The following is a 25444-nucleotide window of genomic DNA, read 5'->3' on the forward strand; positions in this document are numbered from 1 at the left end:
TCCCGAGCCCCTCAGCCGCGTCGCGCGCTCAGCATGCGCGTCCACAGGCCGGTGAAGTCGGGCAGCGTCTTCGCGGTGGTCTCCACGTTCTCCACTTCCACGCCCGGGACCACCAGGCCCAGCACGGCGGCCGCGGTGGCGAGCCGGTGATCGTCGTAGGTGTGGAAGACGCCGCCGTGCAGCGGGCGCGGCCGGATCTCCAGGCCGTCCTCGATCTCGTTCACGTCGCCGCCGAGGTCGTTGATCTCCTTGACCAGCGCGGCCAGCCGATCGGTCTCGTGCAGGCGCAGGTGGGCCACTCCGGTGAGCCGGCTGGGGCCGTCGGCCAGCGCCGCGACCGCCGCGATCACCGGGGTCAGTTCGCCGACGTCGTGCAGATCGGCCTCGATGCCGTGCACCGCGGTGCCGCCGGTCAGGGTCAGGCCCGCCGAGGTCGGCACGCACGAGCCGCCCATCGCGGTGAAGATCGAACGCAGCCGGTCACCGGGCTGCGTGGTGTACTCCGGCCAGTCCCGCACGGTCACCGAACCGCCGGTGACCAGCGCGGCGGCCAGGAACGGCCCGGCGTTGGACAGGTCCGGCTCGACCACCATGTCGCGGCCCAGCAGCGCGCCCGGGGCGACCCGCCACACGTTCGGCTCGGCGTCGTCGACCCGCGCGCCGGCCGCGCGCAACATGTCCACGGTCATCGCGATGTGCGTCATCGACGGCACCGAGCTGCCGGTGTGCCGGACCTCGACACCCAGGTTGAAGCGCGGCCCGGACAGCAGCAGCGCGCTGACGAACTGCGACGACGAGGACGCGTCGATGCGCACCACGCCGCCCTCGACCCCGCCGCCGCCGAGCACGGTCATCGGCAGCCGGGCCTCGCCCTCGTCGTCGATCCGGGTGCCCAGGTCGCGCAGCGCGTTGATCACGCCGCCCAGGGGGCGCTCGTACGAGCGCGGGTCGCCGTCGAAGCGCACCGGCCCGTCGGCGAGCGCGGCCACCGGCGGCAGGAAGCGCATCACCGTGCCCGCGTTGCCGCAGTCCACGGTCGCGGGGCCGGTCAGCCCGCCGGGCAGCACGTACCAGTCCTGGCCGCGGTCCTCGATCACCACGCCGAGCGCGCGCAGGCCGGCCACCATCAGCAGCGTGTCGCGGCTGCGCAGCGGGCGGCGGACATAGCCGGGACCGTCGGCCAGCGCGGCCAGCACGAGGGCGCGGTTGGTCACCGACTTGGACCCGGGCACCTCGACGGTGGCGGTCACGGGAGCGGAGGCGACAGGGGCAGACCACAACGCAGACATCACGGTCCAAGCCTAGTCGTTTGCGGGCCCGCCCCCGATTTCGTTTCGGTACGTGGCACCCTGGACGCCATGTGTGGCCGGTACGCGTCCAGCAAGAGCCCCGACGACCTCGTCGAGATGTTCGAGGTCGATCGCTTCGACCCCGCGGACGAACTCCCACCCGACTGGAACATCGCGCCGACCAAACAGGTCTACGCGGTCCTGGAACGCGCGGTCGAGTCCGATGGCCCGCCCGCCCGGCAACTGCGCACGGTCAAGTGGGGCCTGGTGCCGTCCTGGGCCAAGGATCCCGGCATGGGCGCCAAGATGATCAACGCCCGGTCCGAGACCGTGCACGAGAAGCCGGCCTACCGCAAGGCGTTCGCCGCGCGGCGGTGTCTGCTCCCGGCCGACGGCTACTTCGAGTGGCACACCCCGGAGACCGCGCCGGACGGCCCCAAGGGCGCCTCGCGCAAGCAGCCGTACTGGATCCACGCGGCGGACGGCTCCGAGGTGGCCTTCGCCGGGTTGTACGAGTGGTGGCGGGACCGGGGGCGCGCGGACGACGACCCGCTCGCGTGGTTGTGGACGTGCACGATCCTGACCCTGGACGCCGATCCCGAGCTGTCCCGGATCCACCACCGGATGCCACTGGTGCTGACCCGGGACAAGTGGGACGAGTGGCTGGACCCGGCGTGGACCGAGGCCGAGGAGGTCCGCGGCCTGTTGGTGCCGCCGCCCACCGGGTTCATGACCGCCCGCCCGGTCTCGACGGACGTCAACAACGTGCGCAACAACGCGCCCCACCTGCTCGACGCGATTCCCGAGGACGAGGTCACCGTTGACGCGACGCTCTTCTGATCCGACCCGGCCCGTCCGCGTGGAGACCGTCGGCGTCGAGACGGCCGCCGACGCGCCCGAGGCGACCCGGGGGGCCGTGGCGCCCGAGGTGTTCGAAGTGGACACGCCGGTCGGCGCCGCGCGGGTGAGCGTGCACCGCGCGAGGGGCGGCCCGGCCCGGGCGTGGTTCGTGGCGAGCCACGGCGCCGGCGGCGGGATCGAGGCGCGCGACCTGGTGGCGCTCGCGGCGGCGCTGCCCGCGCGCGGCATGCACGTGGCCCTGGTGGAACAGCCGTGGCGGGTCGCCGGCCGCCGACTGGCTCCCGCGCCCAAGACCCTGGACGCGGGCTGGCGACCGGTGCTGACCGAGATCTCCCGGCGCAACCGGGCCGAGGGGTTGCCGGTGTTCGGGGCCGGCCGCAGCGCCGGTGCGCGGGTCGCGTGCCGGATGGCGGGCGAGACCGGTGTGGCGGGTGTGGTCGCGCTGGCCTTCCCGCTGCATCCACCCGGTCGGCCGGAGCGTTCGCGCTTGGCTGAACTGCTCGGCGCCGGCGTGCCGACCCTGGTCGTCCAGGGCGAACGCGACTCGTTCGGGGGTCCGACGGAGTTCCCGGAGGAGGGTCCGAGCGTGCTCGCGGTGCCGTTCGCGGACCACGGATTTGCCGTGCCCAAGCGTGCCGCAACCACCCAGGAAGCGGCATTGGCCCTGATCACAGCGGGTGTCGGCGATTGGCTGGTGGCCGCGAGCGGGCGGGAATGATCCGTGTCGGCGACGTGTTCCCCCAACTGTCAAGCGTCGACGAGTGGAGGTCGCTCCCATGCTCAAGGCCGCCGGTTCGGTTGTCCGAAACGAGGCACCGTTTCTCGCCTGGCCCGAGTGGGGTGCGGGCACCGATCAGCCTCGGGCGATATCGTCGACTCCTGGCTTGAAGGAGGTGGGTCTCGTACCGGAGACCTTGGAGCAGCAAGACGCGCGGTTCGAGCGGGACGCCCTGCCGTTCCTCGATCAGTTGTATTCGGCGGCCCTGCGGATGACCCGCAACCCGGCGGATGCCGAGGACCTGGTCCAGGAGACGTTCGCCAAGGCGTACGCGTCGTTCCACCAGTTCAAAGAGGGCACCAACCTCAAGGCCTGGCTGTACCGCATCCTGACCAACACCTTCATCAACTCCTACCGCAAGAAGCAGCGGCAGCCGCTGGAATCGCATGCGGAGGAGATCGAGGACTGGCAGCTGCACCGCGCCGAGTCGCACATGTCCACCGGACTGCGCTCGGCCGAGGCGCAGGCGCTCGACCACCTGCCGGACTCCGACGTGAAGACGGCCCTGCAGGCCATCCCGGAGGAGTTCCGGATCGCGGTGTACCTCGCCGATGTCGAGGGCTTCGCGTACAAGGAGATCGCGGACATCATGGGTACTCCCATCGGGACCGTGATGTCGCGCCTGCACCGCGGGCGGCGCCAGCTTCGCGATCTGCTGGCCGACTACGCACGTGAGCGCGGCCTCGTCCCCGCAGGCACCGACCGGAAAGGCTCGGACTCATGAGCTGCGGTGACCACCACGAGGTGGATTGCTCCGAGATCCTCGGGCACCTGTACGAGTACATCGACAACGAGTTGGCGGACGCGGACTGCACCAGCATCCGCACCCACCTCGACGAGTGCTCGCCGTGCCTGGACAAGTACGGGCTCGAGCAGCAGGTGAAGGAGCTGGTGCACCGCTGCTGCGGGCGCGACGAGGTCCCCTCGGAGCTGCGCAACAAGGTGCTGGAGCGGATCAAGCTGGTGCGGGTCGAGGTGGACGCGCAGCGGGTCTCGGTCGAGGAGACCGTGGTCGAGATAGAGCGACCGGGTCGGTCCTGACCCGATCGACGCGCCGGTGCCGTCGGGTCCTCGACCCGATCGAGTGATCGACCCGCGCGGGTGGCTGACCCGAACGAGCTAAAACAGGGCGCATGGCCGGGATAAACCGGGCATGCGCCCTTCGGCCGTTGGTGGGGCGCCCTATTCTCGGTGGTCCGAGCGACCAGCCGAGGAGTCGCATGCGCACGCTGCCGCCGAGCGCCCGGATCCACGTCGGGATCGTGGTGGGCGGGTCCGTGCCCGCGCTGATCCTGCTGCCGTGGTCGGGCGTGGACATCGATCGACTGGGCGCGTTGGCGGTGTTGTTCATCGCCTTCGGGGCGGTGGCCCGAGCCCGACTCACCGGCCTCGGCGGCGCCCCCGACGGGGCGCTTTTTCCGTTGGTGTGCGCGGCCGTGCCGCTGTTGCCCGGCGGTGCGGCCGCGGCGATCGTGGTGCCCGGCGTACTGATCGCGCGGGCCCGTGCCGCCGACCCGGTCACTCCCGTGGTCAACGCCGCGCATCTGGTGTTGTCCGTCGCGGTCGCCTCCCGGGTGTACGAACTCCTGGACGGGTCGCGATATCCGACCGCGTCCGAGTTACCCGCCAAGCTGGTGCCGACGGCCGCGGCGGGAGTGGCGCTGTATGTGGTGAGCGGGCTGCTGGACGCCGGGTTTTGCACCGCGACCCAGGGCGCCGCCCGACTCCCGGTGTTGCGCGAGGTGTTCGTGCGCTCGGCCGGCTGGCGGCTGGGCTCGGTGCCGATCGCGCTGATGATGGCCGTGTTGTGGCAGCAGCGGCTGGGCGTGTTCGCGGCCGTGCTCGTGCTGCTCCCGCTGTACGTGGCCTTCTGGGCCTACGCCCAGCAGGCGCGCGAGCGGGCGGCGCACGAGGCGACGGTGCGCACCCTGGTGCGCGCGGTGGAGATCAAGGACGGCTACACCCGGGGCCACAGCGAACGGGTGGCCCGGGCCTCGGTGTTGATCGCCCGGCGGCTGGGCATGCGGGAGGACCGCGTGGTCCGGCTGCGCTACGCGGGGATCCTGCACGATGTCGGCAAGCTGAGCGTGCCCACCCGGGTGTTGACCAAGCCGGGGCGGCTGGACGCGGACGAACTGCGCGAGATGCAGCGACACCCGGTCAGCGGCGCCGAGATGGTGGCCGACCTGACCTTCCTCGGCGAGGCGCACGGCGGCATCCTGCACCACCACGAACGCATGGACGGGCGCGGTTATCCGGCGGGCCTGGTCGGTGCCGAGATCCCCGAGTTCGCCCGGGTGATCGCGGTCGCGGACGCGTTCGACTCGATGACCTCGACCCGCTCGTACCGGCCCGCGCGCGGCGCGGACGCGGCGATGGCCGAACTGCGGCGGTGCAGCGGCAGCCAGTTCGACCCCAGGATGGTCGAGGCGCTCGCCCAGGCACTGGACCGGCACGGCTGGCCGGAGAGCGAGGTCGCCGAGGGCGGCGAGCCGGTCCGGACGCCGAAGCCGGCGGGCGGGGTGCGCGACCGGGTGCCCGGGCCGCGCGGGGAATCGCCCGCCGACACCCACTCGGTGGCCCGCGGACGGGTCGGTGGCGACTCGTGACGGCGACCGAGGTCCGGCCCGAACAGGGCGGTACGGCCGGCCGACTGCGCGCGCACACCGGTACCGCGGTGCTCGTGCTCGGTGCGCTCGCCGCCGTCGCCGCGGTGGCCGCCACCGCGGCCCGAGGCGTCGTGCAGCCGTCCTACGCGCTGGTGTTCGGCACGGTGATCGCGGTCGGCGAGATGGCCCGGGTGACCCTGCCGGACGGCCGGGAGACCGCTCCGCTGGGCGCGGCCGGCGCGCTCGCGTACGCGCTGCTCCCGGACGTGCACGGCACCGTGTCGCGGCATGGTGTGCTCCAGGTGGTCGCGGTGGTCGGGGTCGCGCTGCTCGCCGGGACGTTGCCGCACGTCGCGCGCGGTCGGGCGCCGGCGCCGGCGTACGTCGCGCGCCGGTTGCTCGCGGCGGGCTTCGCGGCGACGCTGTTTCGGCCGCTGTACGCGACCGGCGGGCTCGATCCGGTGATGGCGCGCGGGTGGGCCTATGGCACGTTCCTGGTCCTGGTGGTGCTGTTGACGTCGCTGTGCGACGCGGTGGCGGCCGCGATAGTGCGGGTGGGCGGTCCGTTCTGCCCCGTACTGCTGGCCGAACTGCGGGCGCTGTGCGCGGGGTTGAGTCCCACCGAGCGGATCGGGCCGGACGGTGAGGGCACCGGGAACAGGGCCTGCGGGCTGACCGGGATCGGCACCGCCGTGGGCGCGACCGGGATGCTGATCGCGCTGTCCACCAGCGCGTTGGGACTGTGGGCGGTGCCGGTGTTCTGCGTCCCGTCACTGCTGGTGCTGCTGTCCTTCCGGCGCTACACCGCGACTCGGATGGTGCATCGGCAGACCGTCGACGCGCTGTCCCGGCTGCCGGAGGCGGCCGGGTGCGGGTCGCCGGGGCACGCGGCCCGGGTGGGTGAACTCGCGCACGCGGTCGGGGTGGACCTCGGGCTCGGCGAGGTGGAGCTGCGCGAGCTGGCGTACGCGGCGAAGATGCACGACATCGGGCAACTCGCGCTCGTCGACCCGGTGCCCGGCGGCACCACGCTGGATCTGCCCGAGGCCGAACAGCGCCGGATCGCCCGACTGGGCGCGGACGTGATCCGGGAGAGCGGCGTGCTGGACCGGGTCGCCACCATCGTGGCCGCGCAGGCCGACCCCTACCACGACGACGCGGCCGGGCCGCCGCCACCACTGGCCAGCCGGATCATCAAGGTCGTCAACGCCTACGACGACCTGATCGCGCCGACCGACGACCCGCGGGCGCGGCGCGAGGTGTTCGCGCGGCTGCGCGCCGACGCGGCCGGGGCGTACGACCCGCGGGTGGTCGAGGCGCTGGCGCAGGTGCTGGAGCGGACCGACTGAGCGGGAGGCCCCGGTGCCGGTGCGGGTCGGCCTTGTCGTCGATGACGCCCGCCGCGGGCGGCTTCCCGTGGTTGGATTTCGGGCGGGGCACGATCGCGCCCCGCCCGACACGCGCTTCACAACGGCCCGACCCGGGCCCGAAGGAGGAACGACGATGGCCGAGCAGGTCCTGGCGGAGATGGTGGCCAACGTGGCCAAGGTCGTCGCCCACGAGGGGGACACGGTCGAGGCCGGCAGCACCCTGGTCATTCTGGAGTCGATGAAGATGGAGATCCCGGTCCTCAACGAGTTCCCGGGCACCATCGCCCGCATCACCGTGGCCGAGGGCGACGTGATCCAGGAGGGCGACCCGATCGCGGTGATCGAGTAGCCGCCCCCGCCGAGGTGTCCTGCGGGGGGCGCCCCGGCCGGGCCGGGCGGACCGCTTGTGCCCGGGTCGAGCGCACCGGGCCGAGCGCACCGGGCCGAGCCGAGCGCACCGGGCCCTCGTGCCGGTCAGGCCGACGTGAGCACTCCGTGCTCGACGCACTTGGCGGTCCAGCCGCGCGGGGTCACCTGTACGGTCATCCGCCGCCGGCACTGTCCGCAGTAGCGCGGCGGTTCGAGTTCGCGGCGCCGCACACAGTCGTCGTGCGCGGCGCCGGCAAGCTGTTCGCCGCAGTGGTCGCAGAAGGCTGCAGTGGTGGTCACGGCCGTAGATTACGGCCTGCGCCCCCATCGCCGGACCGGCCCTCCCGGCGACCGCGGCACGCGGGCCGGGTCAGGTCTGCGGGGTCTCGCGCAGGTCCTTGAGGTAGCAGATCAGTTCCACCTCGGGCACCGGCCACCAGTCGCGCTCGGGCGCCCGGTGGAAGCCCATCCGCGCGTAGAGGCGGTGTGCGGCGCGCATGTCCCACACGGTGGAGATCGCGACGGCGGTGAAGTGGTGCTTGCGGGCCCGCTCCAGGCAGGCCTCGACCAGCGCCTCGCCGATGCCGCGCCCCCGCGCGTCCGGACCGACCGCGAGCATCCGGAACTCGCCCTCGCCCTCCCGGGAGACCTCCGCGTACGCGCTGCCGGGCAGCACGAACGCGACGGTGCCCAGGATCTTGCCGTCGGCCTCGTCCACGGCCACGAGCAGTTCGGAGTTCTCCGCGCGGTGCGCGGCCTTGCGCAGATCCTCGACGTAGTCCCGGTCGGCGGCGAGCAGACCCGCGTAGCCCGCGACGGTCACTTCCCCCACCGCCTCGTACTCCTCCGGACGGGCCTGGCGAATGTGGACGCCGGTGGGAGCGGGGTGCCGATCGTGGGGTCGGGCCGCGGCGGCGGAGACAGGAGGATTCATAGCCGTCCAGTTTACGCTGCGGATCACACCCCGATGGTCGCGCGCGGGTAGATCGCCTCCGGATCGGTGAGCACGTTCAGCAGGTACGGCACGCCGGAGGCGAACGCGCGGCGCAGCGCGGGGGCGATCCGCTCGGGCCGGGTGATCGTCTCGCCCGCGCCGCCCAACGCCCGCACCACGTCGTCGTAGCGGGTCGCCGGGGCCAGGTCGGCGGCCACGTCGTGGCCGTACAACATCCGCATCGGATGCTTCTCCAGCGCCCAACAGCCGTTGTTGCCCACGATCAGCACCACCGGGAGGCGGTGCCGGACCAGGGTGTCCACGTCCATCAGCGAGAAGCCCGCCGCACCGTCCCCCAGCAGCAGCACGACCTGGGCCGAGGGCCGGGCCAGCCGGGCGCCCAGGGCGTAGCCCAGGCCGGTGCCCAGGCAGCCGTACGGGCCCGCGTCGAGCCAGCCGCCCGGGCGCGCGGGCTCGATGTACTTGCCCGCGAAGGACACGAAGTCGCCGCCGTCGCCGATCACCACCGCGTCCTCGTCGAGGACGCGGAGCAGTTCGCCGTGCACGCGGGCCGGGTGGATCGGCCGGCCGGCGCTGCCCAGGAGCGGGGCGTCGGACTGCGCGGCGGTGTGCGCCGCGGCGCGTACGTGGGCGGACCAGGTCCGGTACATGCCGACCCGGCCGACCCGCGCCCAGGCGTCGGTGAGCGCGTCGAACAGGGCGCTCAGGTCGGCGGCGGCGGTGACCGCGCAGTGCGCGTGCGGGCCGGTCCCCGGGGCGGAGTCGGTCAGGTGCACGACGCGGGCGGGCGGCCCGCCGGCCCGGCCGCCGAAGCTGCCGTAGCCGAGGCGGAAGTCCAGCGGCGCACCCGCCACCAGGACCAGGTCGGCGTCGCCGAGCGCGGCCGCCCGGGCCCGGCCGGCGAGCAGCGGGTGGCCGGTGGGCAGTACGCCGCGGCCCATGCCGTTGGCCACCACCGGCAGGCCGATCGTCTCGGCGGCGCGGCGCGCGGCCTGCTCGGCGCCGCCGATCCACACGTCCTGGCCGAGGACCAGGACCGGTCGCAGCGCGCGGGCGAGCAGGTCGGCGACCTCGGCGACCACGTCCGGGTCGGGAGGCACCGGCGCGGGCGGCTCGACGGGCGGCAGCGTCACCTCGGCCCGGTCGTAGAGCACGTCCATCGGCACGTCCAGGAAGACCGGACCCCGGTGCGGGCTGTTCGCCAGGGTCAGCGCGGCGTTCACCTCGGCGGCGATCCGGTCGGTGTCGTGCACGGTGGCCGCGCGTTTGGTGATCGGCGCGAGCAGCGGCGGGTGGTCCAGTTCCTGGAGTGCGCCCGAGCCCCAGCGGAACGCGGGCGCCCGGCCGCCCAGCACCAGCATCGGCGAGCCGTTGAACCAGGCGGTGGCCACCGCGCTGATCCCGTTGGTGACGCCGGGCCCCGCGGTCAGTACCGCCAGTCCCGGTCGGCGGGTGAGCTTGGCGGTCGCCTCGGCGGCGAACACGGCGGTCTGCTCGTGCCGTACGTCCACCACCCGCAGCGGCGGCTCGGCGTCGACCGCGGCGTCGTAGAGCGGGAAGACGTGGCCTCCCGACAGCGTGAACATCGTGTCGATCCCGTGCGCCCGGGCGGCGGCGACGGCCAGTGCGCCACCGTGTCCCTCGACCCGCTCGTCGCCGGTTTCGCGTTCCCGGTCCCCTCGTCGTGCGCGCATGCCCGGCCTCCGTCGCCGTAGACGCCGCCACCGTCGTGCCGGAGGGAAAACCTATCCGCGTGCGCTACCGGGCAGTAGGGGGCGACCGCCGACGGCCCCGGGTCGGGGCCGTCGGCGGCTCGGGCCGGGGCCCTACAGGGTCTGGTTGAGCGCCTTGACCGGCATGCTCAGTTCCTCGAGCAGCTGCAGGTCGGCGTCCGCGGCGCGGCCCAGGGTGGTGAGGTAGTTGCCGACGATCACCGCGTTGATCCCGCCGAGCAGGCCCTCACGCGTGCCCAGGTCGCCGAGCGCGATCTCCCGGCCGCCCGCGTAGCGCAGGATGGTCCGGGGGAGGGCGAGCCGGAAGGCGCCGATGATCTTGAGCGCCTCGCGCGGCTCCAGCACCTCCTGGTCGGCGAACGGGGTGCCCGGGCGCGGGTTGAGGAAGTTCAGCGGTACCTCGTCCGGCTCCAGCTCGGCGAGCTGACCGGCGAACTCGGCGCGCTGCTCGGCGGACTCGCCCATGCCGACGATGCCGCCGCAGCACACCTCCATGCCCGCCGCGCGCACCATCCGCAGGGTGTCCCAGCGCTCCTCCCACGTGTGGGTGGTGACCACGTTGGTGAAGTACGACTTGGCCGTCTCCAGGTTGTGGTTGTAGCGGTGGATGCCCATGTCCGCGAGTTCGTCGACCTGCTCCTGGGTGAGCATGCCCAGCGACGCGGCGATGTTGATGTCGACGGCCTCGCGGATGGCCGCGACGCCCTCGCGCATCTGCTTCATCAGACGCTCGTCCGGGCCGCGTACGGCGGCCACGATGCAGAACTCGGTGGCGCCGGTCGCGGCGGTCTCCTCGGCGGCCCGCACCAGCGAGGGGATGTCCAGCCACGCGGCCCGTACGGGGGACGGGAACAGGCCCGACTGCGAGCAGAAGTGGCAGTCCTCGGGGCAGCCGCCGGTCTTGACCGACACGATGCCCTCGACCTCGACCTCGGGGCCGCAGTGCCGGACCCGGACCTCGTGCGCGAGTTGGAGCAGCTCTTCCAGGCGGTCGTCCGGGAGGTTCAGCACGGCGAGCACCTGATCGGCGTGCAAGCCGCGCCCCTCGTCGAGGACTTGGTGCCGGGCCACCGCCAGGATGTCGTCGTTCACGGTCTGCGTACGGTCACTGTCGAGGGTTTCCGTCATGTCGCTCACCTCGCGGTCGGATCCTGTATGGCGCGGAACGCGGCCGGATCGAAGGTACCGCCCAGGGCGGGGGACAAACTCGCGCGGGCGGTGAGCAGGAAGTCGGCGGGGTGCAGCGAGCCCGCGCCGGCGGGCAGGACACCGGCCAGCGGGCGGGCGGCCAGGGTCTCCAGATCCCGGACGTTGCAGCGCATCGCCAGGTCCGGTTCGGCGGGCCAGGAGCCGATCACCACGCCGACCAGGTCCACGCCCCGGTGCGCCATCGACTCCAGGGTGAGCGCGGTGTGGTTGAGCGTGCCCAGGTCGGGCCGGGCCACCACGAGCGCGCCCGCTTTGAGCTCGTGCGCGAGGTCGGCGATCGTGGTGCCGTCGTCGTCGAAGCGCACGAGCAGGCCGCCCGCGCCCTCGATGACGACCAGGTCGGTCTCCTTGGCGAGGGCGCGCACCCGGTCGGCGACGCCGTACAGGTCCACCGGCGGCAGGCCGGAGACCCGGGACGCGGCGGCGGGGGAGAGTGGGTCCGGGTAGCGGGAGTACTCGTGCAGGTCGGTCACCCCGGCCAGGCGCCGCACGTCCGCGAGGTCGCCGGGCTCGTTCGGTGCCACGCCCGTCTGCGAGGCCTTGACCACCGCCACCGTGCCACCGCGCACGGCCGCGATCGCGGCGACGGCCGCCGTGACGATCGTCTTGCCCACCCCGGTGTCGGTACCGGTCACCACGAGAACGCTCATGGCGGTTCAGCCTAGAGGGACCTTGGGCCTGCGGTTCGCGGACCTGTGGCCCCGGTGGGCGACCCGGGGACGGGCGCATGATGAAGGTGATGGGTGTGCGGCTCGGCGGAGCCGCGTCACGCGCCGAATCGGCGGCCCGCTGCACGGGGCTGTGGGAGCGAACGGCATTGCTCCGGCGATCGGCCGGGCGGCCCGGGCGGACCCGGATCGCCCGGGCCGACGGCATGCGGCGGGGCCGATCGCCGCCGGGTTCACTCCTGGGGGCGACGCAGGCGGGCGACGAACTTGTACCGGTCCCCCCGGTACACGGACCGGACCCACTCGACCGGTTCACCCTCGGTGTCGAAGCTGTGTCGGGACAGCAGCAACAGCGGCAGGCCCACGTCGGTGCCCAGCAGGCCCGCCTCGCGCGGGGTGGCCATCGCGGTCTCGATCGTCTCCTCGGCCTCGGCCAGGTGTACGTCGAAGCCGGCCGACAGGGCCCGGTAGAGCGAGTTGTGCTTGGCCAGATGCTTGCGCAGGCCCGGGAATCGTTTGGTGGACAGATGTGTGGTCTCGATCGCCATCGGCTCGGAGTTGGCCAGCCGCAGGCGCTCTATCCGCAGCACCCGGTTGCCGGGCCGGATCGCGAGCCGTTCCGCGAGGTGGTCGTCGCAGGTGATGTAGCCGATCTCGATCAGTCGCGAGGTCGGCTCCAGGCCCTGGGCCTGCATGTCCTCGGTGTACGAGGTGAGCTGGAGACTCTGCGCGACCTTGGGCTTGGCGACGAAGGTGCCCCGGCCCTGGGCACGCTCGAGCCGGCCCTCGATGACCAGTTCCTGGAGCGCCTGGCGCACGGTGGTGCGCGAGATGTCGAATTGCGCCGCGAGGGTGCGCTCCGGCGGTACGGGCGTGCCCGGTGGCTGGGTGTTGGTCAGCTCCTGAAGATGGCGCTTGAGGCGGTAGTACTTGGGCACGCGCGCGCTCGACTCGAGGCCGGCGTCGCCTCCTGCCATCGCACTGTCCGCCGCGGTCGTGATCGCGTGTTCCGCCGTCACCGGTGCCCTCCTGACACGTTCGGTCCCCATCGTGGCACGACCACCGATCCCCCCAGGACCAGGAGTGCGGATGTCGGTCCGATAACAGCGCGGGTTCGCCGTCTACGGAACCTTGACACCCCAATTGGTCTATGCCAACCTCCGAAATGGTCTAAACCATTGATGGTCACCGCGCAACCCTCGTCCCTGGTGCGTCAGTGTTCTCCCATTCGAGTCCCCTCCCCAGTGGGGGGCTCGGTCGGTCCGCGCACCTCACGGATCCGACGGGGGACATCGGCAACTCCAAACCGAACTGCGGTGCCCGACATCCTGAGGAGGATGTAGTGAAGCGTCGTCTTCTCGTCGCGGCCGGTGTCGCGGCGGCGCTGACCGGTGTTGCCGCCTGTGGATCCGACAGCAGCGATGACAAAAAGGACAACAAGCCGGCGGCGGCGTCCAACGCGCCGGCCGCGGGCAACGGCAAGACCGTCCGCGTCTGGCTGATGAAGGGCTCCGCGCCCGACGACTACATCGCCGCGCTCAAGGCGAAGTTCGAGGCGGACCACCCCGGCGCCAAGCTGGACGTGCAGATCCAGCAGTGGAACGGCATCGGCCAGAAGGTCACCGGTGCGCTGGCCAGCAACGACGCGCCCGACGTGATCGAGGCCGGCAACACCCAGATCGCCCAGTACGGCGCCTCGGGCGGCCTCAAGGACCTCAGCTCCAAGGTCACCGAGCTCGCCGGCAAGGACTGGCTGACCGGCCTGTCCGACCCGGGCAAGGTCGACGGCAAGACGTACGGCATCCCGTTCTACGCCGCCAACCGTGTCGTGATCTACAACAAGGAGCTCTTCGCCAAGGCCGGCGTCCAGCCGCCGAAGACGCGCGCCGAGTGGATCGAGAACACCAAGAAGCTCAACACCGGCGACCAGCAGGGCATCTACCTGCCCGGTCAGAACTGGTACTTCTACGCGGGCCTGCTCAAGGACGAGGGCGCGGACATCGCCACCAAGTCCGGCAGCGCCTGGAAGGCCAACCTGGACGCCGCCCCGGCCGTGGCCGCCGCGAACTTCTACAAGGAGCTCCAGGCCCTCGGCAAGGGCCCCAAGGACAGCGACGAGAAGACGCAGCCCGAGGTCCTCGCGGCGGACGGCGGCAAGATCGCCCAGTTCGTCGCGGTGCCGGCCGAGGCCGAGACCATCGCCAAGGCCAACCCGGCCCTGAAGGACAAGTTCGGCTTCTTCCCGATCCCGGGCAAGGACGCGAGCAAGGCCGGCGCGGTGCTCACCGGCGGTTCCGACCTGATGGTCCCGGAGGCGTCGAAGAACCAGGACCTGGCCTACGACTTCATCAAGCTGATCAACAGCGACGAGTGGCAGACCAAGCTCGCGCAGGCGACCAAGCAGCTCCCGAACAAGACCACGCTCGGCAGCGCCGTCACGGCCGACCCGGGTGGCGCGGCGATGATGGAGGGCGCGAAGAACGGCTTCGCCACCCCCAACTCGCCGAACTGGGCCTCCGTCGAGGAGAACAACCCGATCAAGGCGTACCTCACCAAGGCGCTGACCGGTGGTGACCCGGCCGCGGCCGGCAAGGAAGCCAACGCGTCGATCGAGAAGACGCTGAACACCAAGAACTGACCCGGCGCGTGCACCCGAACCGCCGAGCGCATCGGGTGAAGCGCAACCGGGCCGAACGACCGGCTCCCGTCGCGGGGTACACCCTCGCGGCGGGACCGGCTCGGCCCACTCGGCGCGGCCCGCCGGCGGTTCCCCGCCGCCGGCTCCGCGCTCTCGCCACGTCCCGCCACCGGGCCGGACGGGCCGCAGACCCCCGACACCGAACAACGGGAAGGCAGCTGTGTCAGCCTCCAAGGCAGATGCGGTGGTCGCGACACCTACGCAGCCCCCGCGCAAAGCGGCACCGACCGGTGCCAGACGCGCAACGAAGCCCCCGCGCAAGCCGTCGGGGATCGCCAAGCTGGTCACCCCCTACCTGCTTGTCGCGCCCGCGATCCTCGGGATCGCCTTCCTGCTGTTCTATCCGGTGGTCCGGAACGTCATGCTGTCGTTCCAGCACTACCGCTTCAAGCAGCTCATCTCGCGGTCGGCCGAGTACGTCGGCTGGGAGAACTACGACGCCGTCTTCAAGGACAGCGAGTTCTGGGAAGTCACTCGGCGCTCGTTCTACTTCACGGCGGTCAACGTCGTGGCGATCATGGTGATCTCGACGCTGTGCGCGCTGATGCTGATGAAGCTCGGCAAGTTCATGCGCATCCTCGTGCTGATCGGCCTGGTCGCCGCGTGGGCGACCCCGGTGATCGCGGCCACCACGATCTTCAAGTGGCTCTTCCGCTCGGACAACGGCGTGGTCAACTGGGCGCTGGTCAAGCTCGGCTTCGACTACGAGAACTACACATGGTTCGCGCACGGCACCTCCACGCTGGTGGTGGTGACCCTGCTGATCGTGTGGCAGTCGATCCCGTTCGCGACGCTGACCATCTACGCCGGCCTGACCACCGTGTCCACCGACGTGTACGAGTCGGCGCGGCTCGACGGCGCGGGCCCGGTGCGGATCTTCAGCTCGATCACCTTCCCGATCCTGCGCCCGATCTTCGCGCTGGTGGCCTCGCTCGAAGTGATCTGGATCTTCAAGTGCTTCGCCCAGATCTGGGCGATCGCGGGCGAGAACGGACCGATCAACGACGTGCGCACGCTGCCCGTGTACGCGTACCAACAGGGCATGTCGCTCAAGTTGTTCGACATGGCCGGGGCGATCTCGACGATCACCGTGCTGATCCTCGTGGTGATGCTCGTCTTCTACTTCCGTCAGATGTTCAAGCAGGAGCGGGAGGCCGACAAGTGAAGGCGCGCACCCTGAAGCGGATTCCGCTCAACGTCGCGGCGCTGTTGGTCTTCGCCGTGTCGATCTTCCCGGTCTACTGGATGGTCCTCACCGCGTTCAAGCCGGCCAAGGACGTGCAGTCGCCGACCCCGAAATTCTGGCCGAGCTCGATCTCGTTCAAGAACTTCGACACCGCGACCCACCAGCCGTTCTTCTGGGACTACTGGCGCAACAGCCTGATCGTGGCCGGCGTCGGCGTACTGCTGGCCCTGGTCGTCGCGTGCTTCGCCGCGTTCGCGGTGGCCCGCATGCAGTGGAAGGGTCGGGCGCCCTTCATCCTGATGGTGTTCATCGCGCAGATGGCGCCGTGGGAAGCGCTGATGATCCCGATGTACCTGATCGCGCGGGACAACGACCTGCTCGACTCGCTGCCGATGCTCACCGCGATCTACTTCGTGATGACGCTGCCCTTCTCGATCGTGACCCTGCGCGGCTTCCTCGGCGGCATCCCGGTCGAGTTGGAGGAGGCCGCCCGGGTGGACGGCTGTTCGCGGTTCACCGCGTTCCGCAAGATCGTCTTCCCGCTGCTGGCCCCGGGCCTGCTGTCCACGTCGCTGTTCGGCTTCATCACCGCGTGGAACGAGTTCGCGTTCGCCAACGCGCTGCTGATCAACAACCCGAACCAGCGCACGCTGCCGACCTGGCTCAACTCGTTCAGCAACGGTCTGACCACCGACTGGGGCGCCATCATGGCCGCCTCCACCCTGTTCATGCTTCCGGTACTTGCGATCTTCCTGGTGTTGCAGGGCAAGGTCACCGGCGGTCTCACCTCCGGCGCGGTAAAGGGCTGATCGACCATGTCCGAACCTCTCGAGCGCCTCGCGCTCGCCGTCCTGCAGCCCGGTTTCGACGGTCTGACCGCGCCCGAGTGGCTGCGCCGACACATCGCCGGCGGGCTGGGCTCGGTGGGTCTGTTCGGTCGCAACATCGCGACCACCGAGCAGGTCACCGCACTGACCGAGGAACTGCGCCGGGAGAACCCCGACCTCATCGTCGCGATCGACGAGGAGGGTGGTGACGTCACCCGCATCCACGTGAACACGGGCAGCCACTGGCCGGGCAACCTGGCGCTGGGCGTGGTGGACGACATCGCGACCACCGAGGCGGTCGCCCGCGGGCTCGGGCGCGAGCTGGCCGCGTGCGGCGTCAACCTCAACTGGGCGCCGTCGGCCGATGTGAACTCCAACCCGGACAACCCGATCATCGGTGTGCGCTCCTTCGGGTCCGACCCCGAGCTGGTCGCGCGGCACACCGCCGCGTACGTGACCGGCCTGCAGGCGGCCGGAGTGGCCGCGTGCGTCAAGCACTTCCCCGGCCACGGCGACACCGCGATGGACTCGCACCACGGGATGCCGCTCGTGGACGTCTCGCGCGAGACGCTGGCCACGCGCGAGCTGGTCCCGTTCCACGCGAGCATCGCGGCGGGCAGCAAGGCGATCATGAGCGCGCACATCCTGCTGCCGGCCTACGACACCGAGTTCCCGGCGACGCTGTCGCACAAGATCATGACCGGCCTGCTGCGCGGGGAACTGGGCTACACCGGCCTGATCGTCACCGACGCGATCGAGATGGGCGCGATAGCCGACACCTACGGCATCGCCGACGGCACGGTACGCGCGATCGCGGCCGGCGTCGACGCGGTGTGCGTGGGCGGCGGCCTGTGCGACGAGGACACCGTGCTGCACCTGCGCGACGCGCTGGTGACCGCGGTCCGCGAGGGCCGGCTCGCCGAGGAACGCCTGGTCGACGCGGCCGGCCGGGTACACGCGCTGGCCACGTGGGCCAAGGTCGGCGCGGCCGAACCGGTCGACTACGCACTCGGCCTGGACGCGGCCCGCCGCGCGATCCGGGTGACCGGCACGGTGGTCCCGATCACCACCCCCGCACACGTGGTCGAGCTCTCGCCGACCGCCAACATCGCGGTCGGCGAGCAGACCCCGTGGGGCATCGCCCCGGTCCTGACCGAGGCCCTGCCCGGCACCACGGTCACCCGCGCCCGCACCGCCGACCCGCGACTGGTCGAGGACGCGCTGCGCTCGGCGACCGACCGCCCCCTGGTCCTGGTGGTCCGCAATCTGGACCACCACGACTGGGCGACCGAAATCGTGGCGAGCCTGCTCGCCGCCCGGCCGGACGCCGTCGTGGTCGAGATGGGCATCCCCGGAGCTGCCACTCCGGGCGCCGCCCACCTCGCCACGCACGGCGCCGCCACGGTCTGCGGGATCGCGGCGACGGAGATCCTGACGGGGCGGCGGCTGGGCTGAGCGTGCCGACGCACGCTCGGCACGTCGGTCGGGCACGAAGCGTCCGGACGCCGTGACGTCCGGACGCTGTGAACCGGTTGGACACGGCGCGTCCGGACGGTGTGAACCGAGTGGACACGGGGCCGGCGGACACTGGGAGCGGTGGTTGGGCCGTGGCTCCGGCCGCATCCGCGTCCGTGACCGGCGCCGGGATTCCTCCGGGCCCGCCGGCAGCGCCAACCGACCACCCGGCACTCGACCCGCCGCACGCAGCACCAAACGCCCGACCCGCGACAACCGCCGACACCGAACACCATCAGCACGTGGAATCAACGGAAGGCCGCACCATGTCCGCCACCGACGACCGTGACGTCCTGGGACCCGACCGGGGCACCATCATGTCCGCCGAGATGGCGGAGCAGCCTGCCGTCCTGCGCCGGATCCTGACCGAGGGCGCGCCGGCGATCCGGGCCATCGCGGCCGAGATCGCCGCGCGCAACCCGCGCTTCGTGCTGCTGACGGCGCGCGGCACCAGCGACAACGCCGCGCTGTACGCGAAGTACCTGATCGAGGTGCTGCTGGGCAAGCCGGCGGGACTGACCTCGATGTCCACGACCACCGCGTACGGCGCGAAGCCGGACCTGGCCGACTGCCTGGTGATCACGGTCTCCCAGTCGGGCGGTTCGCCCGACCTGGTGGCCTCCACCGAGGCGGCCCGCAAGGCCGGCGCGATCACCCTCGCGGTGACCAACAACCCGGAATCGGCCCTGGCCGCCGTCTCCGAGTTCCACATCGACGTGCTGGCCGGCCCGGAGAAGGCGCTGCCGGCGACCAAGACGTACACGGCGGAACTGCTCGCGCTGTACCTCTTCGTCGAGGGCCTGCGCGCCGGCGACACCTCGCCGGCCGACCTGCTGCCCGCGCTGGCCCAGGACGTCCTGGACCGCCGGGACGAGGTGGCCGAACTCGCCCAGCGGTACCGCTTCGCACAGCGCCTGGTGATCACCTCGCGCGGCTACGGCTATCCGACGGCCCGCGAGGCCGCGCTCAAGATCATGGAGACCAGCTACATCCCGGCCCAGCCGTTCTCCGGCGCCGACCTGCTGCACGGGCCGCTGGCCATGGTCGACAACGTCAGCCCGGTGATCGCGGTGGTCCCCGACGGCAAGGGCGGCGACGCCCTCCAGCCCGTCCTGGAACGCCTCCGCGGCCGCGGCGCCGACCTGATGGTGATCGGTACCGCCGACCAGGTCGCCCGCGCCTCGGCGGGCTTCGCCCTCCCCGAAGGCGTCGCCGAGGAGGTCCAGCCCATCCTGGAGATCATCCCGCTGCAACTCCTGGCCTACGAAATCACCATGGCCCGCGGCCTCGACCCGGACGCGCCTCGCGCACTCGCGAAGGTCACGGAGACCCACTGACCTCGTGCCATGCTCGTGGCCGCGTGGCCCTGATGGGTCCACTGGGCTCGGGTTCGCTTGGCTGCGCTCGCGAGGCACTTGGCTTTGATGGTGTGCCCACCCGCCCACCCGTTGCGTTTGCGTTCGAGGGCTGCGGTTCTTTGGGCGACCGGTGGGCGCGGTCCGGCCCGGTGAGCATGTCCTGTGGCTCCGGGGTCGGGTGCAGCGTGCTGCGGTTTGGTGTGGGGTTGCCTTGGGTTGTGTACCCGCCCGCTCCACTCGTTGCGTTTGGTGCGGAGGTTGGGGTTTCAGGCGCGGCGGCGTGACCTGCTCCGGCCCCGCGGCCTCCGGAGCGGTGGCGAGCCGCCCGGTCCTGCCCGCGGCGGTCTCCGGTGCGGCTGCTCGCACATGGGTGGGTTGGCCGCGATGGGGATCGGGCCTTGCCCGGGTCGCCGAGCTCGCGCCGCGGTTCGTACGCCGGCGCCCACGACCCCGGCGAGACCTCGTGACCGACGCGAGAAGCGTGGAGCACGAAGTCGGGCGGGTGGGGGCTTGGAGAGCCGAGACGACCCGGCCCGTCCCTGCGGCCCCGGTGTGGCTGCCCGGGGTTGGGTGGGTTGGCCGCGGTGAGGAATCGGCTTCCCCTGGGCCCCGAGCTTGGCTGCGGTTCGGCGCGTCAGCGCCCACGACACGGTTGAGACCTCGTGATCGACGCGCGAAGCGCGGAGAGCGGCGGAGCCGCAGAACTTGGGCTTCGTGGCCCGGAGCGAAGCGGAGGGACACGAAGCCCCGAGCGAGGGGCCGCCTTTTTTCTCGGAGGAGCTTGCGGGGGAGAGAAAAAAGGTGGTGCCTCGCGAGCCGGCGACGAAGTCGCCCAACAAGCAGCAACGCCGTGCCTGCGACTTCGGCCGCGTCCGCTCCTCGCCCCTGCGACTTCGGCCGCGTCCGCTCCTCGCCCCTGCGACTCCGCCCGCCCGCGCTCCCTCCCCGCGCCCGAGAAACCCGTCACCCCAGGCCACGGCCCCCTCACGCCCCAGGCCACGATCCCGTGGCCCGCTTCACCCCCAGGGCGCCTGCGCGTTCGACCGCGGTGCGGGCGACGGCGAAGATCGCGCCCTCGATTGCGGCGGTGAGCAGGATTTCGGTCCAACCCCGGTCGCGGTCCCACGCGTCGGCTGCGTCGTCGCGGCCGGTGAGGGTCGTCCAGGTGTGGTCGGCGAGCTTTCCGGCGAGCATGCCCGCGCCGATGCCGGCGAGCAGGCCGATCGGGCGATAGGGCAGTGCCTTGGCAGTCGTGTTCATGTCCTGCGGCTGCCCCGGGAGGGCGGGTCCACGCCGGCGGCTCGGCCGGTGAGGGGTGTGGCGGCGGCGGCGGTCAGATGCCCGCTTCGTAGGCCACCACGCCGCCGACCCACGTCTTGAGCACCGTCCAGTCGTCGCTCCACCAGACCAGGTCGGCGGCGGCGCCCGGGGTGAGCCGGCCCAGGTCGGTGCGGCCGAGGGCGTCGGCGGGGACTCGGGTGGCGGAGGTGAGGACGCGGGCCGGGGGGTTGCCCAGGCCGATCAGGTTGCGGACGGCGACGTCGAGGGTGAGGGCGGAGCCGGCGATGGTGCCGTCGGGGTTGCGCGGGACGTCGCCCTCGACCAGCGTCACGTCGACGTCGCCGAGGCGGTAGCGGCCCGGTGGCATGCCCGCGGCGGCCATCGCGTCGGTGACCAGCGCGGTGCGCTCACCGGCGACGCGCAGGACCAGTGAGCAGACCGGGCCCACCACGTGGTGCAGGTCGGCGATCAGGCCGGGAGTCAGGCGCGGGTCGCTCAGCGCCGCGCCGACCACGCCCGGTTCGCGGTGGCCCAGGCCGCGCTGCGCGTTGAACAGGTGGGTGACCATGGTCGCGCCCGCGTCCGCGGCGGCGGACATCTCGGCGGCGGTCGCGTCCGTGTGTCCGGCCGAGACTCGGATCCCCGTGGCGACGATGCGTCGAATGGCCTCGAGCGCACCGGGAAGTTCGGGCGCCAGGGTGATCAGGGTCAGCGCGTCCCGGACCGCGTCGTCGAGCAGCAGGCGGTCCACCAGTTCGGCGGTGGGCTCGCGCAGGTATTGCGGCGGGTGCGTACCGACCCGGGCCGGGGACAGGAACGGCCCCTCCAGGTGCACGCCCAGGTCGCGGGCGATCGGTTCCTGGGCGAACTTGGCGCGCAGCTCCGCGGCCCGCACGAGGGCCGCGGTGAGCGTATCCAGGTCGCCGGTGATGAAGGTCGGGCAGAACGCGGTGACCCCGGTCGAGGGGAGCTTCGCGGCGACCTCGCGCCACGCGGTCGCGTCGGCGGCCACGAAGTCGTGTCCGAACGCGCCGTTGAGCTGGAGGTCGATCAGGCCGGGGGTGAGCACGCCGTGCGGCAGTCGCAGGCCGTCGGGCCCGCCCGGGCCCTCGGTGACGCCGGTGATCCGGCCCTGCTCCACACCCACCTCGGCCGGGCCGACGAGCGTCCCGTCCACAAGCACGCGAGGTGCCCCAATGCCGGCCACGCGTGCCCTTCCTTCCCTGCGGGACCGCTACGCGGCCGAACGTTCGGCGGCCTCCCGGTGCGGGCCGGGAGGCCGTCGCCCATTTTGGTTCAGACCAATCCTAGTTGTCTAGACCAATGTCGAGGGACATGCCACGTATACCTGCTGTTATCGGGTCATACATTGACGAACCGCAGGGCGCACAAGTGCAGGGCTCACCGGCGCGGGGCCCGCACGTGACGACCCGAGGCCCCGACGCGGCGCCGAACCACGGTGCTCGGCCGGGCGGCACGCTCACATCGATGTAGCCGCCTCCAGCGCCGTCACCGCCCGAGCGATGTCGGCCGCCGTCAGGTCCGCGCGGGCCGCGAGCCTCAGTCGGGAGATGCCGTCCGGCACCGACGGCGGGCGGAAGCAGCCGACCAGGACTCCGGCCGCCGCGCAGCGCGCGGCGGTGTCGAAGGCGAGTTGCGCGTCGCCGATCAGCACCGACGCCACCGCGCCCTCGGGTTCGGTCACCCGCAGACCCGCCTCCCGGGCGCCCGCCGACAGCGCGCGCGCGTTCGCCCGGACCGCGTCGGCCAGACGCGGCTGCGCACGCAGGATCCGCAACGCCTCCAGGGCCGCCGCCGCGCACGCCGGCGCCAACCCCGTGTCGAAGATGAACGGCCGCGCCGCGTCCACCAGATGCTCGATCACCCGGGCCGGCCCGAGCACCGCGCCGCCCTGCGAGCCCAGCGCCTTGGACAGGGTCGCGGTCAGCACCACGTCGTCGGCCCCCGCCAGCCCCGCCGCGTGCACCGCGCCCCGGCCGCCCGGACCGACCACGCCCAGGCCGTGCGCCTCGTCCACGAGCAACACGGCGCCATATCGCCGTGTGACGGCCGCGAGCTCCGCGAGTGGGGCGATGTCCCCGTCGACCGAGAAAACCGCGTCCACGACCACCAGGGCGCGTTCCTCGGCCCGTTCCGCCAGCACCCGGGCCACCGCCTCGACGTCGCGGTGCCCGGTGATCGCCACCCGGGCCCGGGAGAGCCGGCACGCGTCCACGATCGACGCGTGGTTGATCGCGTCGGACACGACCAGGCCGCCCTTGCCGACCAGGCCGGTGATCACCCCGAGGTTGGCCAGGTAGCCGGAGGAGAACACCAGCGCCGCCTCGGCGCCCATGTGCTCGGCCAACGCGGTCTCCAACTCGGCGTGCAGCGTGGTGGACCCGGTCACCAGCCGCGACCCGGTCGAGCCGCCGCCCCAGGTGCGTACCGCGCGGACCGTCGCCTCGAGCACCCGGTCGTCGCGGCACAGCCCCAGGTAGTCGTTTCCGGCCAGATCCAACCCGCCCGCCGTCGCCGCGCGCGGTCGCAGCCGGCGGCGCAGTCCCGCCTCGACCCGCTCCTTCTCCCGTACGTCGAGCCAGTCCAGCGGGTGATCACCGCCGCTGAGGGACTGCCGGGACGTGGGCGATTCGGTGGACATCGAGACCTCACAGGTGCGGCGGAGTGGGGCGCCCAGGATCGCAGGCCGGTCGGAAAGTACGCTGCCGGTGTGCCCTCGATGAACGATCTCGTCCGCCGCCACGCTGCGCTGCCCGCCGCCGACCTGGAGTGGCTGCACCTGTTGGTGTCCGAGTGGCAGCTTCTCGCCGACCTGTCCTTCGCCGACCTGGTGTTGTGGGTGCCCACCGGCGACGGGCAGTACGTCGCGGTCGCGCAGATGCGGCCGAACACCGGGGCCACCTCGCACCAGGACGACCTGGTCGGCGACTTCGTGCCGCGCGGGCGGCGGCCGATGTTGGACGCGGCGCTGGACGAGGGCCGGATCGTGCGCGAGGGCGATCCGGAGTGGCGCGACGACGTACCGGTGCGGGTCGAGGCGATCCCGGTCTCCCGGGAGGGCCGGGTGATCGGCGTGATCGCGCGCAACACCAACCTGCTCACCGCGCGCACTCCCAGCCGGCTGGAATTGACCTACCTCCAGAGCGCCGCGGACCTCGCGCAGATGATCGCCGCAGGGACGTTTCCGCACGCGGGTGAGCTGCTCGACATGGACGCGTCGCCGCGCGTGGGCGACGGGCTGATCCGCCTCGACGCGGACGGCATCGTGCAGTACGCCAGCCCGAACGCGCTCTCCGCCTACCACCGGCTCGGCCTGACCACCGACCTGGTCGGTTGCCACCTCGGCCGGATCACCGCCGAACTCGCGCCGCACGAGGGACCGGTGGACGAGGCGATCTCCGCGGTCGCCAGCGGGTGGGCCCCGCGCGAGACCGAGGTGGAAACGCCCGCGGCGGTGGTGCAACTGCGCGCGATCCCGCTCAAGCCGCGCGGCCAGCGGATCGGCGCGATCATGCTCCTGCGCGACGTGACCGAGCTGCGCCGGCGCGAGCGCGAGCTGATCACCAAGGACGCGACCATCCGGGAGATCCACCACCGGGTGAAGAACAATCTCCAGACGGTGGCCGCGCTGCTGCGGCTCCAGGCCCGGCGGATGGACGCGCCGCAGGCCCGGGCCGCGCTGGAGGAGGCGGTCCGCCGGGTCGGCTCGATCGCGATCGTGCACGAGACGTTGTCCCAGACGCTGGACGAGCGGGTGGACTTCGACGAGATCGCCGACCGGGTGTTGTCCATGGTCACCGAGGTGGCCGCGTCCTCGGTGCGGGTCCGCACCGCCCGGCACGGCAACTTCGGCGAACTGATCGCGGAGACCGCGACGCCGCTGGCGATGGTGCTGACCGAGCTGTTGCAGAACGCCCTGGAGCACGCGTTCGAGGATCCCGGTTTCACCGACCGGTCCGGCACGCTGGAGGTGCACGCCGAACGCCGCGCGGAACGCCTGCTGATCACCGTCACCGACGACGGGATCGGCCTGCCGGCCGACTTCGATCCGCAGGTCTCCGGCAACCTGGGCCTGCAGATCGTGCGCACCCTGGTCGGCAGCGAACTCGCGGGCCGTTTCGACATGGTGCCCAATCCGGCCGGCGGCACGATCGTCACGCTGGACCTACAGATCCGCCAACGCCGCTGAGCTCCCCGGCGCCGAGTTCGCCGGCGCCGGCGAGGCACCGACGCCGCGGTCACCCACCGACAAGATCGCGCCGCGCCGAGGAACACCCGAACCCGGGAAAGCAGTTGCCCCGCCCTGGTCCGATCGGACCCTGGCGGGGCAACTGCGGGCAATGCTTTGGTGTTCCGGTGATTGAGTCTCCGGAGTGTTCAGCCTGTCGTACTGATCAGGCGGAGGCGCGTGCGCGGTTGCGGGCGGCGCGGCGCTTGAGAGCGCGACGCTCGTCCTCGCTCAGACCGCCCCACACACCCGCGTCCTGACCGGACTCGAGAGCCCAGCCCAGGCACTGCTCCATCACGGGGCAACGGCGGCAGACCGCCTTCGCCTCCTCGATCTGAAGCAGAGCGGGACCGGTGTTGCCGATCGGGAAGAACAGCTCCGGGTCTTCGTCACGGCAGGCAGCAACGTGGCGCCAGTCCATGCGGTCCAACTCCTCGTGGGTCAGCGGGGGCTTCCGGCCCCGCTGTGGCTTGTGAATGTGAACGCTTT

The 25444-nt window shown here is 72.1% G+C and carries 24 protein-coding genes; 13 read left to right on the top strand and 11 right to left on the bottom strand.

Features of this window, described 5'->3' with window-relative positions:
- Positions 1 to 11: 11 nt before the first annotated feature.
- A complete protein-coding gene (gene aroA, locus OG948_RS23595) occupies positions 12 to 1289 on the bottom strand; it encodes a 3-phosphoshikimate 1-carboxyvinyltransferase (RefSeq protein ID WP_402230850.1) in 1278 nt (425 codons plus the stop codon).
- 69 nt (positions 1290 to 1358) lie between these two features.
- Here aroA and OG948_RS23600 point away from each other — a divergent pair, with 69 nt between their 5' ends.
- From OG948_RS23600 to OG948_RS23630, 7 genes are all read left to right on the top strand, one after another.
- A complete protein-coding gene (locus OG948_RS23600) occupies positions 1359 to 2129 on the top strand; it encodes an SOS response-associated peptidase (RefSeq protein ID WP_406298392.1) in 771 nt (256 codons plus the stop codon).
- A 76-nt stretch (positions 2130 to 2205) separates the two neighbouring features.
- The gene (locus tag OG948_RS23605; protein WP_406300324.1) at positions 2206 to 2868 is read left to right on the top strand and encodes an alpha/beta family hydrolase; all 663 of its coding nucleotides are present in this window, start codon (positions 2206 to 2208) and stop codon (positions 2866 to 2868) included.
- A gap of 148 nt (positions 2869 to 3016) precedes the next feature.
- Positions 3017 to 3652 (top strand): sigma-70 family RNA polymerase sigma factor, encoded by a 636-nt coding sequence (locus OG948_RS23610; protein WP_063744985.1) that lies wholly within the window; start codon positions 3017 to 3019, stop codon positions 3650 to 3652.
- Positions 3649 to 3969, top strand: coding sequence for a mycothiol system anti-sigma-R factor (gene rsrA, locus OG948_RS23615; protein ID WP_395866222.1), 321 nt, complete (start codon positions 3649 to 3651; stop codon positions 3967 to 3969). Before OG948_RS23610 ends, rsrA begins: the two co-directional genes overlap by 4 nt.
- A 179-nt stretch (positions 3970 to 4148) precedes the next feature.
- On the top strand, positions 4149 to 5537 hold the full coding sequence (locus OG948_RS23620; RefSeq protein ID WP_406298393.1) for an HD-GYP domain-containing protein: 1389 nt from the start codon (positions 4149 to 4151) through the stop codon (positions 5535 to 5537).
- On the top strand, positions 5534 to 6886 hold the full coding sequence (locus OG948_RS23625; protein ID WP_406298394.1) for an HD-GYP domain-containing protein: 1353 nt from the start codon (positions 5534 to 5536) through the stop codon (positions 6884 to 6886). The genes OG948_RS23620 and OG948_RS23625 overlap by 4 nt, the downstream gene beginning before the upstream one ends.
- Before the next feature lie 154 nt (positions 6887 to 7040).
- Positions 7041 to 7256 (top strand): biotin/lipoyl-binding carrier protein, encoded by a 216-nt coding sequence (locus OG948_RS23630; RefSeq protein WP_355535427.1) that lies wholly within the window; start codon positions 7041 to 7043, stop codon positions 7254 to 7256.
- A gap of 125 nt (positions 7257 to 7381) precedes the next feature.
- Here OG948_RS23630 and OG948_RS23635 read toward each other — a convergent pair whose 3' ends face one another.
- The 6 genes from OG948_RS23635 to OG948_RS23660 all read right to left on the bottom strand — a co-directional run bounded on the left by OG948_RS23635 (position 7382) and on the right by OG948_RS23660 (position 12818).
- On the bottom strand, positions 7382 to 7576 hold the full coding sequence (locus tag OG948_RS23635; RefSeq protein WP_406298395.1) for a hypothetical protein: 195 nt from the start codon (positions 7574 to 7576) through the stop codon (positions 7382 to 7384).
- A 70-nt stretch (positions 7577 to 7646) separates the two neighbouring features.
- Positions 7647 to 8210, bottom strand: coding sequence for a GNAT family N-acetyltransferase (locus tag OG948_RS23640; RefSeq protein WP_406298396.1), 564 nt, complete (start codon positions 8208 to 8210; stop codon positions 7647 to 7649).
- Between the two features lie 23 nt (positions 8211 to 8233).
- Positions 8234 to 9925 (bottom strand): acetolactate synthase, encoded by a 1692-nt coding sequence (locus OG948_RS23645; RefSeq protein ID WP_406298397.1) that lies wholly within the window; start codon positions 9923 to 9925, stop codon positions 8234 to 8236.
- A gap of 132 nt (positions 9926 to 10057) precedes the next feature.
- On the bottom strand, positions 10058 to 11092 hold the full coding sequence (gene bioB / locus OG948_RS23650; RefSeq protein ID WP_406298398.1) for a biotin synthase BioB: 1035 nt from the start codon (positions 11090 to 11092) through the stop codon (positions 10058 to 10060).
- 5 nt (positions 11093 to 11097) lie between these two features.
- A complete protein-coding gene (bioD, locus tag OG948_RS23655) occupies positions 11098 to 11823 on the bottom strand; it encodes a dethiobiotin synthase (protein WP_406298399.1) in 726 nt (241 codons plus the stop codon).
- Positions 11824 to 12074: 251 nt separating this feature from the next.
- On the bottom strand, positions 12075 to 12818 hold the full coding sequence (locus OG948_RS23660) for a GntR family transcriptional regulator (RefSeq protein WP_395866518.1): 744 nt from the start codon (positions 12816 to 12818) through the stop codon (positions 12075 to 12077).
- A gap of 365 nt (positions 12819 to 13183) precedes the next feature.
- Between OG948_RS23660 and OG948_RS23665 the strand changes: the two genes are divergently transcribed.
- The 5 genes from OG948_RS23665 to OG948_RS23685 all read left to right on the top strand — a co-directional run bounded on the left by OG948_RS23665 (position 13184) and on the right by OG948_RS23685 (position 19404).
- Entirely contained in the window at positions 13184 to 14479 is a 1296-nt protein-coding gene (locus OG948_RS23665) for an extracellular solute-binding protein (protein WP_406298400.1), read from the top strand.
- 244 nt (positions 14480 to 14723) lie between these two features.
- On the top strand, positions 14724 to 15704 hold the full coding sequence (locus OG948_RS23670; RefSeq protein ID WP_402230513.1) for a carbohydrate ABC transporter permease: 981 nt from the start codon (positions 14724 to 14726) through the stop codon (positions 15702 to 15704).
- Positions 15701 to 16534, top strand: coding sequence for a carbohydrate ABC transporter permease (locus OG948_RS23675; RefSeq protein ID WP_406298401.1), 834 nt, complete (start codon positions 15701 to 15703; stop codon positions 16532 to 16534). Before OG948_RS23670 ends, OG948_RS23675 begins: the two co-directional genes overlap by 4 nt.
- Positions 16535 to 16540: 6 nt before the next feature.
- The gene (locus OG948_RS23680) at positions 16541 to 18007 is read left to right on the top strand and encodes a glycoside hydrolase family 3 protein (protein WP_406298402.1); all 1467 of its coding nucleotides are present in this window, start codon (positions 16541 to 16543) and stop codon (positions 18005 to 18007) included.
- A gap of 326 nt (positions 18008 to 18333) precedes the next feature.
- Positions 18334 to 19404, top strand: a complete 1071-nt coding sequence (locus OG948_RS23685; RefSeq protein WP_406300325.1) for an SIS domain-containing protein — start codon at positions 18334 to 18336, stop codon at positions 19402 to 19404.
- Between the two features lie 1005 nt (positions 19405 to 20409).
- On the opposite strand, the gene OG948_RS23690 is transcribed toward OG948_RS23685, so the two are convergent.
- From OG948_RS23690 to OG948_RS23700, 3 genes are all read right to left on the bottom strand, one after another.
- On the bottom strand, positions 20410 to 20685 hold the full coding sequence (locus tag OG948_RS23690; RefSeq protein ID WP_406298403.1) for a DUF4235 domain-containing protein: 276 nt from the start codon (positions 20683 to 20685) through the stop codon (positions 20410 to 20412).
- A 73-nt stretch (positions 20686 to 20758) separates the two neighbouring features.
- The gene (gene nagA / locus OG948_RS23695) at positions 20759 to 21913 is read right to left on the bottom strand and encodes an N-acetylglucosamine-6-phosphate deacetylase (RefSeq protein WP_406298404.1); all 1155 of its coding nucleotides are present in this window, start codon (positions 21911 to 21913) and stop codon (positions 20759 to 20761) included.
- Positions 21914 to 22186: 273 nt separating this feature from the next.
- Positions 22187 to 23368 (bottom strand): 8-amino-7-oxononanoate synthase, encoded by a 1182-nt coding sequence (locus OG948_RS23700; RefSeq protein ID WP_406298405.1) that lies wholly within the window; start codon positions 23366 to 23368, stop codon positions 22187 to 22189.
- A 78-nt stretch (positions 23369 to 23446) separates the two neighbouring features.
- Here OG948_RS23700 and OG948_RS23705 point away from each other — a divergent pair, with 78 nt between their 5' ends.
- On the top strand, positions 23447 to 24916 hold the full coding sequence (locus OG948_RS23705) for a sensor histidine kinase (RefSeq protein WP_406300326.1): 1470 nt from the start codon (positions 23447 to 23449) through the stop codon (positions 24914 to 24916).
- Positions 24917 to 25121: 205 nt separating this feature from the next.
- Here the strand turns inward: OG948_RS23705 and OG948_RS23710 are convergent, their stop codons facing one another.
- Positions 25122 to 25376, bottom strand: coding sequence for a WhiB family transcriptional regulator (locus OG948_RS23710; protein WP_020557388.1), 255 nt, complete (start codon positions 25374 to 25376; stop codon positions 25122 to 25124).
- Positions 25377 to 25444: the final 68 nt, after the last annotated feature.

Source organism: Embleya sp. NBC_00888 (assembly GCF_045207655.1).
GTDB lineage: Bacteria > Actinomycetota > Actinomycetes > Streptomycetales > Streptomycetaceae > Embleya.